The following is a 14,815-nucleotide window of genomic DNA, read 5'->3' on the forward strand; positions in this document are numbered from 1 at the left end:
CGATGCCCGAGCGACGCGCCCGCCCGGCCTCGGAGAACCGGCGGGGCCAGGAGGACACGGACGGCTCCACGCGGGCCAAGGGCTCCGGCGGCCCCGAGGGCGCGAAGGAGCGGAAGTCCCTGTGGCGGCGCGCCCTGACCCCGCCGTCCGCGCCGCCCCCGAAGCGCGCCGCGCCGCACGCCCCGCCTCCCTCGCCCGAACCCAGCGAGATCGTCAGCGTCGTCCAGTCCGCGCTGTACCGCGACGGGGTACGGGTGTCGACGCCCGGGTCGCTGGCCGAGACGTTCCGTGAGCTGCGCGAGCACCCGGACGGCATGGCGTGGATCGGGCTGGCCCGGCCCACGGCGGCCGAACTCCACTCTCTGGCCGCCGAGTTCGACCTGCATCCGCTGGCCGTCGAGGACGCGATGGAGGCGCATCAGCGGCCGAAGCTGGAACGGTACGGCGAGACCCTGTTCGTCGTCCTGAGCGCCGCCCGCTATCTGGACGCGGCCGAGGAGGTCGACTTCGGCGAGCTGCACGTGTTCGTGGGCCCGGACTTCGTGATCACGGTCCGGCACGGCGCGGCACCGGATCTCTCCGCGGTGCGCCGGCGCATGGAGGGGAGCCCCGAACTGCTGAGGCTCGGCCCGGAGGCGGTCCTGTACGCGATCCTCGACTCCGTCGTCGACGGTTACGTCCCGGTGGTTTCCGGCGTCCAGAACGACATCGACGAGATCGAGACCGAGGTCTTCCGGGGCGATCCCGCGGTGTCCCGCCGTATCTACGAACTCTCGCGCGAGATGGTCGAGTTCCAGCGGGCCACCCGTCCGCTGGTCGGCATGCTGCACAGCCTGATGGCCGGCTTCGCCAAGTACCGCACGGACGAGGAACTCCAGCGCTACCTCCGCGACGTCGCCGACCACGTCACGCACACCAGCGAGCGGGTGGACGGTTTCCGCCAGGCCCTCACCGACATCCTCACGGTCAACGCGACACTCGTCACCCAGCAACAGAACGCGGAGATGCGGGCGTTGGCGGAGGCGGGCTTCGAACAGAACGAGGAGATCAAGAAGATCTCCAGCTGGGCGGCGATCCTGTTCGCCCCCACACTCGTGGGAACCATCTACGGCATGAACTTCGAGAACATGCCGGAGCTGGGCTGGCGCTTCGGATACCCCTTCGCGATCGGCTTGATGGGTGTGGTCTGCGCCAGTCTGTACGTGATCTTCAAACGCCGGGACTGGCTCTGAACTCCTCGCGTCACTCGGCAGGCGGCGTCCACGCGGCGGATTCCCTGTCGCCCTGTCGACGTGGCCGAGCATCATCACCACCGCGCCGCCTACCCTCCTCGCGATCACACACCTACGCTCTTCAGTCGTAGAAGGGCAGATCGGAGACGCTCAGCACAAGCGCCGCGGTGAGGATCCGCGGCGGCTTCGTCGACATCAGCTGCTGCTGTTCGAGCAGGACGAGACGCTTTCGACGCCGTACATCGAGATCGGCGACCTTGCGGTGGAGGCTTTCGGAGGACTCCTTGGGCTTCTCACCCCTGCGCTCCTTCTCCGAGGCCGCCGCGGCGTCCAGGAGCAGTCGCTCGTTCTCCGAGGTCAGGCGCTCGGTCACGAGCTCCCGGGTCCGGATCAACTCTGCCAGGCGGCGGGGCTGGACCTCGGCCAGGTATGCGGGAAGCTGGTTGGCGATGATCCAGCTGGTCGCCTTGTCCTCGGCGTCCGCGAGCCAGGCGAGTCCGCCCACGATGCGGGTCGCCGTGCCGTCGGGCGCCGCGGCGCAGTCGAGGTAGGGCGCGGGACCGGCCGGGCGCACGGTGCCGTGGCTGTCGACGTAGGCGTAGGCGAACCGTCGGGCCACCGACTCACCGGTGGCGTCCGCGACCTCTTCGACGACCCCGACGAGGAGGTGCGGTTCATCGAGGGTGGCCGAGACGAGGACGGTGCCCCGGTTCAGGGCGCCCCCGAAGTTCCGGATGGTCTCGTCCATGACGGCGTCGTGCAGCGGGTGGCCGGGGGCGAGCAGGTCGGCACGGGCGCGGTCGTCGGGCTGGACGTGGCCGAGGTCGAAGGTGACGCGGTCGTACTTGGTGGCAATCGGTCCGCCGCCTGCCGAGCGGATGTGCTGGGGCACATGGGCGATCTCGTAGCGCCCCTGTTCGCGCCTGACGATCCGTCCACCGAGCCGGGCGAAGGCGTCTTTGAAGGTCGATTCGACGGAGTGCGGCTGAAGACGTCGAGCGCGGGCTTCGTCCATCGTGGCGCGCAGAACGCGAAGATCGGCGTCGGATACGTGCTCCGAAGCGAGCGCACGCTCGTCCAGAAGGCCCTTGAGGCCGTCTCCGACGGTGCTGTCGATGACTTCGTGCAGCCTTTCCTTGACATCGGGCCGTTCACCGTACTGGATGGCGTCGAGCAGTAGATCCCGCAACGGAGTCTCGGCGAACGCCTCCCCCAGGACATCGAAGACCTTCCCGCCGTACGTCTCGCGCATCTGGTCGAGCTTCTCCAGCAGGCGCGTGAAGACCTCGCCTTCACGGGTGTTGGAGGCGACGAGGTTCCAGAGCCGGCAGACCTCCTCCTGGCCGATGCGGTGGATGCGGCCGAACCGCTGCTCGATGCGGTTGGGGTTCCAGGGCAGGTCGTAGTTGACCATCAGATGTGCGGCCTGGAGGTTGAGTCCCTCGCCGGCGGCGTCGGTGGCCAGCAGGATCCGAACGTCGCGGTTCTTGGTGAACTCCTCGGTGATCTGCCGCCGCTCGGCCCGGCGTACGCCGCCGTGAATGGCCCTGACGGCGTCGGGCCTGCCCAGAAGCGACCCGATCTTGCCCTGCAAATACCGGAGGGTGTCGCGGTGTTCGGTGAAGACGATGAGTTTCCGAGGCCGGCCCTGGGCGTCTGTCACCAGTGCGTGGTCCCGGAGAAGGGCGGACAGCTCGGTCCACTTACGGTCCGTACCCGCTTCTCGGACCCGCTGCGCCGTCTTCACCAACTCCCTCAGCTCGGTGAGCTCGACGTCGAGTTCCTCGACCGTCTGCGCCGCCGTCGCGGCGTCGAGCAGTTCCTCCTCGGCTTCCTCGATCCCTTCGGCATCGAGGTCGTCATGGTCGAAGTCGGCGAGGTCGACGGTGGGCGTGCTCTCGCGCCACGTGCCGTCGAGGATCTCCTGCTTCTTGCGCTCCAGGCGCTCGGTGCGCCGCACGAGGCTCTTGTAGATCGCCTCGGGGCTGGAGGCAAGGCGTCGTTGCAGAACGGTGAGCGCGAAACCGACGGTGTTCTTGCGTTTGCCGCCGATGCGGTCGGCGCGGTTCATCCCCTCGCGGACGTAGTGGGTGACGTCCTCGTAGAGGTCGTACTCAAGTGCCGTGAGTTCGTAGGGGACGGTCTCCGCGATGCGCTCGGGGAAGAGCTTCCTGCCCTCGAAGGTCAGCAGCTCCTCCTTGATCATGCGCCGCATGATCCCGCTGACGTCGGCGCTCCCGTGCTGCCTGCCCTCGAACCGGTCACGGTCCAGGAGGGTGAGGAAGAGCTGGAAGTCCTCGTCCTTTCCCGAGTGCGGGGTCGCTGTCATCAGGAGCAGGTGGCGGGTGATCCCGCCGAGCATCTCGCCGAGCTGGAACCGTTTGGTCTTCTCCACCTTGCCACCGAAGTAGTGGCCTCCCATGCGGTGCGCCTCGTCGACGACGATCAGGTCCCACTCCGTCTCCTGAAGCTGCGCCTTCAGGTGCTCGTTACGAGAGAGCTGGTCCATGCGGGCGATCAGGAGCGGGTTGCTCTCGAAGGCGTTGAGATGGAGTTGGGAGTCGATGAGCTGGTTCGTGAGCAGATCGAAGCGGAGTCCGAACTTGAAGAAGAGCTCGTCCTGCCACTGGTCGACCAGGCCTCCCGGAGCCACGACGAGGCACCGCTTGACGTCATCGCGCAGGAGGAGTTCCTTGATGTAGAGCCCAGCCATGATCGTCTTTCCTGCGCCCGGATCGTCGGCGAGCAGGAAGCGCAGCGGCGTACGGGGCATGAGCTCGCCGTACACGGCGCGGATCTGGTGCGGGAGCGGCCGGACGTCACTGGTCGCCACGGCGAGCATCGGGTCGAACAGGCCCGCCAGCGAGATCCGTTGTGCCTCGGCGACCAGCTTGAAGTCACTCGCGTTCGCGTCGAAGGCGCGACTGCCGTTGCGGGCGACGCTCAGTTTGCCCTCGTCCTTCCGGAAGACGACGCGCTGGTCGAGACCGCCCGCGGCGGTCTTGTACGTCAGCTCGACCGCGTTCGCACCGTGCCACTGGGCGGCGATGACCGTGACGACCTCTGCCGGCATGAGTCCGTCGATCCGCAGACCCGGCTTGAGCTCCTCGAGCAGCACGTACGGAACCTCCTGGTCGGCAGCCTGTGAACACCACTCGGACGTTCCGGCGGTTGTGTGATCCCGTCGACTTCGTCAACCGGGGTCGGTAATCTTCGCAGAGGTCATGCGAGTCGGCGGGGGCAATGGAGCGAGAAGAACGTCAGCACCTTCGTGGTGTGGTGGAGGAAGTCGGAGGGTGGCGCAGGCTCGCGGCGGAGATCGTCGGGACACGTGATCCCGTCGAGGCCGCGGCGGAGGACGCCGCCAGGCAGTTCCTCGGCCGACTGGCTTCTCCGGGGACCGGAACCACCACCGCATGGCGCGCGGTGCAGGTCTCGCCGTCCGATGCCGGCCTGGTGACCTCCCTGGCCCGCCGTCAGGCCCTTCCGGCGCTCACGGCGAACGCCCAGCGGGGCATCCATCAGTTGACCGGCGACATCGGTCCGGCGCTGAAGGCCGTCCGGGCGCTGTTCGGTACCCGCCGGATCCTGTCGGGCAAAAGTCGCAAGGATGCGGCGGGGCAAGCCGCGGCCCACCTGACGTCCCTCCATGAATGGGCCGCGAGCATAGGACTCGTAGCCGAGTTGGAGGCCCTGGCAGCCTGGGACGGCAAGGCGGTCCCCGCAGTCGGTCCCTCGGCCGTCCTCGACGACACGGTCGGCTTCGCCCAGCGCCTCGGCGGCCGGGCCCAACTCGTCGGGCGGCAAGAGCTGGACGTCGCCCAGACCGCCATCGGCGCGATCGATCAGGCCCTCCAGCGCGAGGACCGGTTCAGAAAGGCCGTCGATCTCGCCGGCAACGCCGTCCGACAGGACGAGGCCCGCAAGCTGGTCGCCGAAATGCCCGTCGAGCGGCTCAAGGACGCGACCAGCGGCCAACTGCGCATCACGGCGCTGGTCGATGCCGGAATCAGGAACGTGCAGCAGGTCCTCGACCAGAAATCACGGATTCGATCACTCCCCGGCGTCGGTGAGACGACGGGCAAGCGCATGGTCGGCGCCGCCCGGACCATCTGGCAGACCACGCTGGACGAGATGCCGGTCCGCATCGACATCAAGAACCGATCCCGCGCCACTACGAAGCTCCTCCAGACGATGCGGGCCTGGGACGCGGCACGCTCGATCCGCAGCGCGACAGCCGACCTCGCCGCCGCCGACGCGGTTCGGCCGCTCCTCCAGAGCCTCGGATCCCAGACCTCCCACGTGATTGTCGTCCCCCAGGACCGGACCGTCGCCGAGTTGCGTACCGCGCTGGCTGCCGTCGAGCGCCGCGGAGCGGTGCTCAAGGGTGAGGGCGACGCCGCAGGCGGTGATCCTTGGGAGGATTTCATCGCCCGCCCGGCCGACTACTACGCGATGCTCGCGGAGCTCGGATTCCTGGCCGACGACGCCGAGAAGAGCCAAGGCGACCTACCGGCCGAAATCGTCGAGGCGATCAGGGAACTCAAGCTCGACACCAGCCATCTGAAGGCCTCCCTGCGCGGGTACCAGTCGTTCGGTGCCCGCTTCGCGATCGTGCAACGGAAGGTCATCATCGGCGACGAGATGGGCCTGGGAAAGACGGTCGAATCACTCGCCGTACTCACCCACCTGCGCGCCAAGGGCTCCTCCCACTTCCTGGTCGTGTGCCCGGCCGCCGTCGTGACCAACTGGGTGCGCGAGGTCCAGGCCAAGTCCGATCTGCGCGCGTACCGGCTGCACGGGCCCGGTCGCGACGATGCGCTGAAGTCCTGGACCCGCAACGGAGGAGTCGCGGTCACCACCTACGACATCCTCGGTTGGCTGGAAGGCCGGATCCCCGAACACGCCGGACCCGCATGCCTGGTGTTCGACGAAGCGCACTACATCAAGAATCCGGACGCCCGACGAACGCAGCGCTCCACGGCCCTGATCAAACGCTCCGAGCGAGCCGTCCTGCTGACGGGCACCCCGCTGGAGAACCGGATCGAGGAATTCCGCAATCTTGTCGGCTACCTCCGGCCGGACCTGTCGATCAGCGCCTCGGAAATCGCTCCTCGCCAGTTCCGGAAACAGGTGGCACCGGCCTACCTGCGACGCAATCAGGAAGACGTCCTCACCGAGCTCCCGGAACGCTTCGAGGTCGACGAGTGGACGCCGATGTCCGGTGCCGACGAGCAGCACTACCGAGCAGCCGTCATCGACGGCAACTTCATGGCCATGCGCCAGGCCGCACTCCGGGCCGGCGTCAAGTCCGAGAAGATGCGGCGCCTCATCGACATCGTCCAGGAGGCAGAGGACAACGAGCGCAAGGTGCTGGTCTTCTCGTACTTCCGTGACGTCCTCGACGAAGTGGCGTCGGTCCTTCCGGGGAAGGTGTTCGGTCCGCTTACCGGTTCCGTACCCGCCGCGAAGCGACAGAGCATGGTCGACGAGTTCTCCCAGGCCCACCACGGCGCGGTCCTCGTCGCGCAGATCGTGGCGGGCGGCGTCGGTCTGAACATCCAGTCGGCATCGGTCGTCGTGATCTGCGAGCCCCAGCTCAAGCCGACGACCGAATGGCAAGCCATCGGCCGCTCCCACAGGATGGGGCAGCTGGAGTCGGTACAGGTGCACCGCCTGCTCTCCGAGGAAGGCGTCGACCAGCGCATCGTCGAGATCCTGGCGCGCAAGAACCAACTCTTCGCGGAGTTCGCCCGCGTCTCCGCAACCGCCGACAGCGCACCGGAGGCGTTCGACATCACGGACGCCGAGCTGGCGCGGGAGATCGTGGCGGCCGAGCGCGAGCGCCTGCTCGCGGGCGGCTGACGGACCGGCACTTCCGCGGTTCACACGCCGAGGGTCCCGCCGGAACGTCCGGCGGGACCCTCGTTTCGTCTCCTCGCTCAGCCGGCCCCGAAGAAGCCGGCAACGAGGCGATCAGGCGCGGGCATCACCCCCGGGCCGGACGTCTGCCCCGACCACGAGTTCCAGGCCCGGGCCGAACTCTTCCAGCCGCGTACCCGCCGGGAAGCCCGGCGTCTCCCTGGCGACCGACGCCTCCAGGACCAGGATGTCCGGCAGTCGGTCCACTCCCGTGGAATATCCGCTCGCCACCGCGTCCCAGTCGAATTCGGCGGTCCGCCCGCTTCTGTCCACGACGAGGGCGACCGTGTCCGGCGGATTCGCCAGGGCTTGCCGGACGAGTGTCTCCTCGACCGTCTTCGCCTGCTGCTCCGTCAGTCCGTCCAGGTAGTAGGTCTGCTTCTCCCAACCCAGCGGTTCATAGCTGAACTGACACGTCAGGTCCGTGTCGGCGTCGAACCACCACTCGACGTTGAGGGCACCGAGCGCGAGGCCGACGAGTTCGGCGACGCGCCCGGCCGGCATCGGCACCTGGTTGCCGTCGGCGTCGAGCAGGACCGGCGACCCCAGGTTCGGATGCTCCAGCGAGATGCCGGATTCGGCGAAGACCCGCTCAAGGCCCTCAAAACACTTCTTGTCGGTCCGTGTCCGGTACCAGGCGATGAATGCGTCAGACATCACGAGCACATCGGGGGAAGACGGAACAAGTGCACATTTTCGGCTCCGAACGCTTTTCTGGCCTGCTTGATCGCGGATTCGGGGGTTCCCTCGTCAAGGTAGTAGATCGCCGGCACTCCGCGCTGATCGGCCTCGTACTTCGCCACCTTCAGGGCCGTGCCGAACTTCGAGGGGTTCTTGGCCTTGGCCGCGCCGCCGACGAACACGAGTTCGCCGTTGGGACCGATGACGTCCAGGCCCGATGAACCCACATTCGGCATGGTGATCGGAATGTCCTGACCGTTCGCGCCCTTGGCGAGCTCTCCGCCGATCAGGTTCGCGACATACTCCTCACGGCTGAGCCCGAGCCCGTCGCCGTCGTTGTGGACGAGGACGGAGGTACCGCCCTCCACCACGTAGTACGTGTGCAGTTCCTCGACGGTGAGGTTGTACATGTCCGCCGCGCCCGGGCGGTCCCGCGTCTCGACCACGGTGACCCGGCGGTCGTCAGCGGTGACGAGGCCGTGGCCCCGCACCAGTGCCGCAGCCGGAACCCAGGCCCGCAGGGTCTCATCCCGGAACGGATGGTCCGCGGTGGTGTGGAGGACGACCTTACGGTCCTTGCCGTCTCGGACCACGAGGTCGAGGAGGTCGTCATCGCGGTGGACGAGCCGGGCGGTCACCTTCCGGGAGCCCTTGTGCCGGCCGGTCCCCGGGTCGGCGGCCTCGACCTCGTCACCCGGCTCGATCTTGCCGATCGCCTTGGTGCGCCCGTTCTTCATGAGCACTTTGGTCGTCGGCGTGAAGCTGCAGAGTGCCCTTTGGAGCCGAAGCAGCATGCGGGCGATGCGTGACGTCCCGCGGGCCACGACCGGAACCTCGCCCCCGCCATAGGGCTGGGACATCACTTCACCGATGACGTCGCACTTGTCCCGATTGTTGTTGACCATGCACTGGTACGCGGGCTCGATGATGGTCATGTCGCCGAGTGCAGAGAGGAACTGCTTGTCGAGTTCCTTGCTGGCGTCCATCTCCGCCTGGGTGAAACAGCTCAGGGCGAGCGGAGTGTAGACGGTCACGTAGGGGTTGTAGCGGCACTGGTTCGCGGTGAAGAAGTAGTCGTAGAGCTTCTTCGCCTCCTTCTTCCGCTTCTTTGCGAAGTACTCCTGGGTTTCCCGGTTGGCCTTGTCGCCCTTTTCCTTGTTTTTCTTGATGCAGGCCGCTTTGCAGGTGTTGGTGTTGTCCTTCTTGCCGCACAGTTCCGGGTTGACGTCGCACTTGGTGCGGCCGGTCGGGTCGCTGAAGGTGACCGGGTTGTTCTCGGTGTAGCTGTAGCCGTTCATCTGCTGCGGGTCGGCCGTGTTCATGACCGGGTCGACGCTGAGGAAGCGGCCGGTGTCCGGGTCGTACTCGCGGGCGCCCAGGTGGGTGAGGCCCGTCGAGACGTCCTGGGTGCCGCCGATGAAGCCCTTCTGGCCGGGCCAGGAGGTCGGGGCCTTGCCGCGCGGGGCTCCGAACGGGGTGGAGCGACGCTGCTGCATCGACAGGTCGGCCGCGCTCACGGCGAGTTCGGAGGTGCCGTGGTGGTCGCCGAGGAGGAACGAGAGTTTGCCGTCGTCGGTACGGATGGCCTGGTTGCCGCCGCCGAGGTCGTAGTAGCGGGTGGCCTTGGGAGTGCTGCCGGAGGCCTTGGCCAGGGTGATCTCGGTGGAGCCGAGGTAGAGGGTGGTCTCGCTGTCGGTGCGCTGGATCAGGCGGTTGCCGTCGGCGTCGTACACGTACGACGTGCTCTTGGCGCCCTGGGTGACCTTCGCCAGGTAACTCTCGGCGTCCCAGTCGAGGACCTGCTTGTCGCCGCCGACGGTCCGGGTCTGGGTGTTGCCGATCCCGTCGTAGGTGTAGGAGTCGACGGCGGTGGCGTTCGGGGTGGTGGTGGTGACGGTGAGGAGCCCGTGCGGGCGGACGGCCTTGGCGTCGGGGTAGGCGTACTCACGGGTGACGTCCTTGGCCGCGTTGCCCGTCGAGTCGTGGAGGGTCTCGGTGTGCCGGTTACCGGTGACGTCGTAGCCGTAGGACGTCCAGTAGGGCGCCGGGCCGCCGAGCAGTGAGCCGCTGGGCGTCGCGGAACAACCCGTGGCGCCCTGGGCCCACGCCTCGGTGAGGCGAGTGAGGTAGTCGTACTGGAAGCACTGGTTGTCGGTGCCGTCACGGGACACGTCGCTGATGGAGGTGACGTTGCCGGCGTCGTCGTAGCCGTAGGTGGAGGACTTGTCGACACCGGGCACGCCCTCGCGGTCGACCCGCGAGTTGTCCAGGCGCTGGGTGCCCCACTGGTAGGTGTTGGTGACCTGGGTCTTCTTGGCGCCGCTCTGGTAGGTGAACTGGAGCGGCTTGCCCGTGTAGCTGTAGGAGGTGTTGGTGGTGTAGGTGACGCCGCCGGTACCGGTGAGGGCGACCGGTCGCATCAGGTCGTCGTACGTGGGGGTGATGACGTCCGCGGCGAGGCTTCCGGCGGCCGGGTAGCTGCTCGACTGCACGGTGCCGTCGGTGTTGTACTTGATGTTCGACTGGTAGGAGCCGGCCAGCGCGCCGTTCTCGGTCGTCGCCGGGATGCTGATGGTGCTCCGGTTGACCCGGTAGAGGGAGTCGTAGATGTTGAACGTCGTGGTGTAGGCGTTGCCGCTCGCCCCACCGATGTAGCGGGTCACCGAGGCCGGCTGCCCCTCGGCTCCGGACGGGTCCCAGGTGCGCTTGGTGAGCAGCGGTCCACTCGCGTCGCCGTCGTGGACCTCCAGCTCACGGCCGAGGTCGTCGTAGACGTGGGTGATCGTCTGCTTCGGGGTCCGGTCGTCGGTGGTGGAGATCAGCTGGTTGCGGTCGTCGAAGGCGTAGGTCGTGTCGCCCTTGTCGGGGTCGTGGACCTTCTTCGGGTTGCCGCGCTGGTCGTAGCTGTAGGTCCACCGGTTGCCGGCCGGGTCCGTCACCGCGGTGATCCGGTCCACCGGGTCGTAGTCGTAGTGGGTGGTGTCCGCCTCGCCGGTGGGCGTGGCTCCCTTGTACTGCAACAGGTCGGTGGTGCGACCCCTGGCGTCGGTGATCGTGGTGGTGGCCGTGCCGCCCGCCGGCGGGGTGACCGAGGTGCGGTCGCCGCCGTAGCTGGTGCTGGTGGTGGCCAGCACCTTGCCGCCGTCGCCGTTGCCCGCCACCTGCTGGGATTTCACGACGCGGCCCATGCCGTCGTAGGTGTTCCAGGTCTGGGTCTCCACCGCCAGCGCGTCGTCGAGCTTGAGCAGTTCGGTGGAGGGGGCCGCGGTGTTGTAGTACGGCGCGAACGCCTTCGCCGTCAGACCGCGCTCGTCGTAGAAGGTGTCGCTGACCAGCCGTCCGCCGCCTGGGCCGGGTGACTGGCTCTGCCGGGCCCGCAGGAACCCGTCGTACAGCACGAACGAGGCCCGCTGGGAACCGTCGCTCTTCAGCGTCTTCGTCGTGACCGCGACGGGCTTGCCGTCGGCGATGGTGTAGACGAACTCGTAGTTCGGGGTGTCGCTGTTCGCCTTGGAGCGGTTGGGCAACCAGATCTTGAGCTTGCGGCCCAGAGCGTCATAGGTGGTGTCGGAGCGCTTGGCATTGGTGTCGAGCACCGTGACCGGCAGGCCCCGCGTGGTGTCGTACGTGGTGGTCACGGTCTGCGCCGTGGTGCTGCTGCCCGCGGTGGCGGGCGGCGTGGTCACCTTCATCGTGGTCGGGAAGCCGGTCGTGGGCGTGTAGACCGTGGTGGTGGTCCGGCCGTCGGTCCGGTCGGTGCGCACCGGCGCGGTGCCCTCGGTGGCGGTGACGGTACCCGTGATGTCCGTGCTGGTCAGCTGGCGGCCATAGGTGGTGTCGTAGGTGGCTCCGGACTCTGTGTAGGTGGCCGTGGTGCCGTTGTGCGACTTCAGGGCGGTCAGCCTGGTGGGATCGCCCTTGGTGGGCGCCGCGTTGTAGGCCTGGCCGTCGTAGGCCGTGCGGATGTCGGTGATGACGTCGGCCTTGCGGTCCGGCGTGGCGTCGCACTTGACCGCGACGGTCTCCACCCGGGACGGCTTGGTCAGGATCCACGCGGTGGCGTTGTCGACGTACGTCGTGCGGGTGCACTGGTCGTCCGTCGCCGTCGAGATGTCACCGAGGTCCTCGCTCTGCACGACCCGGCCCGCGGTGTTCTCGAAGGTGCTCGACTCGGACGTCTTCTGCCACTTCTCGCCGGCGCCGTCGTCCAGCGAGGTCCAGGTACGGGTCGCGGCGGTGCCGGTCAGGTTGGCGGTGGTGGTGCCCCAGGAACGCACGCGCTTGGCCGTCTCGTGGTGCCAGGGCGTACTGACGGTCTTCTCCAGCACCCGGCCGCCCGGACCGCTGTACTGCTCGGTCTTGTACTCGAAACCGGCCGCGGAATCGTGGTCGGTGATCGAGCCGCCGTTGTCGTCGGACACCGTCACGGACTTGGTGCCGTCGTCGGGGGACGTGCCCTTGCGGTCGCCGTCCATGCCCCGCAGGAACCAGTGATCGTCCTGCGACTTCATCCCGACCGGGTCCTGACCGCCGGTGCGCACACGGACGTGGGCGTAGCCGCGCCACTGCGACCAGGTCTTGTACTTCTCCTTGGTCAGGCCGTCGTCGTCGGTGTAGTGCCAGGCCGCGCCGTCCAGGTAGTCGTAGCGCGTGACCTGGTCGGGGGAGGACTTGGTGCGGTCGGTCTGGGTGACCGCGTCGACCACGTACTTGTTGAACCACTGCACCGACGGGTCGGCGTCACCGGACTTGGTGAAGTAGACCGGGTAGCAGCGGGTGGTGTTGGTCTGCGGGGTCGGCAGGTTGCCGGCGTCGCAGGCCGAGGAGGAATAGGCGACGTCGAGCCGGCCGCCGGACTCGTCGGCGATGGTGGACAGCCGCTCCTTGATGAACGGGGCGGTGTCGTCACCGGCGATGTCGAGGCGGTTGGCCCGCTGGTCGTAGCCGAAGGTGACCTTCGGCAGCGTGATCGCGGGGGTGGCCGACTTGCCGGTGTGCTGGATCGAGTCCAGCAGCAGCTGGTAGTCGATGTCCGCCATGCCCCAGCGGTAGCCCAGGGCCCAGGTGTCGATCGGCGTGTAGGTGCCGTCCGACTTCAGCACGTCGGTGGTGACCGAGGACAGCTTCTTGCGGGTCCAGAAGCTGGGCGACGCGGACTTGGTGCAGTCCTCGCCGGACTTGCAGTTCAGGTCCCAGGGGGTGTCGTACCAGGAGAACTTCTTGTCGTCGATGGTCGACGGATCGCAGGTGACCCCGGTCTCGGGCAGGCAGCGCTCGGTGTTGGAGAAGTCCACCCGGGCCAGGGCCTTGGCCGAGTAGACCGTGTCCTTGCGCAACCCGTAGTCGATGTGGTCGACATAGCCGCCGCGGTCGTAGACCGTCTCGTCGGCGGCCTTGAAGTTGCGGGCGTAGTAGTTGGATTCCTTCTTGTAGTAGTACGCCATCGCGTTGCCGTGCACGTCGACGACGTAGTCGAGGTTCCAGCGCCACGCCTGCTGGCACCAGGAATCCTCGAACGACGCCTGGTGGCAGGGCTCGCCGGCGTCGTCGCCGTAGACCGGGACCGTCCAGGTGGAGTCGGTGGTGTCCTTGCCGGACGCCCAACCGGGGAGGCGGTTGTATCCGAAGAAGTACTGGGTGCCGTCGGTGGTCGTCACCTTCCAGTACTCGTCGTTGCGGGCACCGTTGGAGCGGACGTCGGTGGTGGAACCGTAGACCCGCTCGACCTTGGTGCCGTCGTCGCCCTTGATCCTGAACTTGTCGGTGCCGTCCGGGATCAGCTCACCCGCGTGACCGTTGAACGAGATCGTGGCGTTGTCGTACGCCCAGCACATGTCGCCGGGCTTCTTGCCGTCGGCGTTCTTGACGTCGTCGTCGGCGCACGGCTTGTAGCTGCGCTCCACCGAACCGGGCCACAGGGCGAAACCGTCGCCGGCCCACGACGACTGGTTGTTGGTCGCCGACGTGCGGCCGTCGATGCCACCGGAGGAGTACGACAGGCCCACCGAGGGGGCGAGCTTGCCGGGGACACCCGGCACCGGCATGTCGTAGGACCAGGAGAAGCTGCCCGAGTTGAGACTGGTCGACCAGGTCGCCGAGGCCGACAGCTCACTCGCGGCGTAGTCCCCGTGCTCGCTGGAGGTACCGCCCTCGGCGGCCGTGGTGGCTGCCAGCAGGGTCGGTGCGGCACCCACCGTGGCGGTGGCGGTGAGCGCCGTCCCGCTGTTGCGCGCGGCGATCGTCCGGCCGCCGCGGCACTTCGCGCGCTCCGGGGTCGTCACGGCGCACGCGGGCAGCTGCACCAGCTTCAGCCGCGACGCGTACGCGCCGCCGTAGGTCCGCGCGAACGCGGAGGTGTCCACGCCGACGCCGACCTTGTCACCGGTGGCCGCCGGATCGCGCCGCACCGAGAACAGCAGCCCGTCGACACCGGCCTTCTGCGCCGCCTTCCGGTCCAGGACCTCGACCGTCGCGGCACCGGTCAGCGATGCGGCCCTTGCCTTGGCGGCCGGCGTGATGAGGGAGACGGGAAGGTCTCCCGCCCGCCGGGTGACCGCCTTGGCCCCCGGCTTGAGGGTGACCGTCGCCGTCCCGGCGTGCGGCCAGGCATGCCGGGGCGCCTTCACCGGCACCCTCGGCTCGTCCTCCGTCCCACGCGGCGACGACTTCACGCCGTGCCCGGTGAGTGCCTTCTCCGACGCCGGGATGCCCGGCATGTCATCCGCCTGGGCAAGTGGCGTACCCGCCCCTTGCAACAAGGTACCGATCAGCACCGCCGATACGGCCCCGGCGATTCTGCGCCGGGGCCATCTGCCCGCTCTCAAAATGGTTCCTCTCATCCATGGGGTGATCCGCAGCTTCGGTGCGGAGGGGGCCGTTCGCGGCTACGGGGCGGGCCGGTGGACCCGCCCCGCAGCCGTGCGCTGTTCGGGCGGACCCGCGGCCCAGCCGTCGCCGGCCGGGCCGCGGGTCCGCGGGTG

The 14,815-nt window shown here is 68.1% G+C and carries 5 protein-coding genes; 2 read left to right on the forward strand and 3 right to left on the reverse strand.

Annotated features, from left to right (window positions below; all coding sequences use genetic code 11):
* Window positions 1–2 precede the first annotated feature (2 nt).
* Entirely contained in the window at window positions 3–1,232 is a 1,230-nt protein-coding gene (locus tag ACZ4AA_RS13825) for a magnesium and cobalt transport protein CorA (protein WP_467600553.1), read from the forward strand.
* Window positions 1,233–1,353: 121 nt separating this feature from the next.
* On the opposite strand, the gene ACZ4AA_RS13830 is transcribed toward ACZ4AA_RS13825, so the two are convergent.
* Window positions 1,354–4,350: a helicase-related protein gene (locus ACZ4AA_RS13830; protein ID WP_467600556.1), complete on the reverse strand. Its 2,997-nt coding sequence runs from the start codon at window positions 4,348–4,350 to the stop codon at window positions 1,354–1,356.
* Between the two features lie 158 nt (window positions 4,351–4,508).
* Here ACZ4AA_RS13830 and ACZ4AA_RS13835 point away from each other — a divergent pair, with 158 nt between their 5' ends.
* On the forward strand, window positions 4,509–7,097 hold the full coding sequence (locus tag ACZ4AA_RS13835; RefSeq protein WP_467600559.1) for a DEAD/DEAH box helicase: 2,589 nt from the start codon (window positions 4,509–4,511) through the stop codon (window positions 7,095–7,097).
* A gap of 111 nt (window positions 7,098–7,208) precedes the next feature.
* Here ACZ4AA_RS13835 and ACZ4AA_RS13840 read toward each other — a convergent pair whose 3' ends face one another.
* Window positions 7,209–7,811: a hypothetical protein gene (locus ACZ4AA_RS13840; protein WP_467600562.1), complete on the reverse strand. Its 603-nt coding sequence runs from the start codon at window positions 7,809–7,811 to the stop codon at window positions 7,209–7,211.
* Entirely contained in the window at window positions 7,811–14,551 is a 6,741-nt protein-coding gene (locus tag ACZ4AA_RS13845) for an RHS repeat-associated core domain-containing protein (protein ID WP_467600564.1), read from the reverse strand. Before ACZ4AA_RS13845 ends, ACZ4AA_RS13840 begins: the two co-directional genes overlap by 1 nt.
* Between the last annotated feature and the right edge of the window lie 264 nt (window positions 14,552–14,815).

This window comes from Streptomyces sp. NPDC024698 (assembly GCF_055559015.1).

Bases quoted from the DNA above. Each gene is read 5' to 3' on its own strand.
- ACZ4AA_RS13825 (WP_467600553.1), top strand. From the start codon at position 3: ATGCCCGAGCGACGCGCCCGCCCGGCCTCGGAGAACCGGCGGGGCCAG.
- ACZ4AA_RS13840 (WP_467600562.1), bottom strand. From the start codon at position 7,811: ATGTCTGACGCATTCATCGCCTGGTACCGGACACGGACCGACAAGAAG.
- ACZ4AA_RS13845 (WP_467600564.1), bottom strand. From the start codon at position 14,551: ATGCCGGGCATCCCGGCGTCGGAGAAGGCACTCACCGGGCACGGCGTG.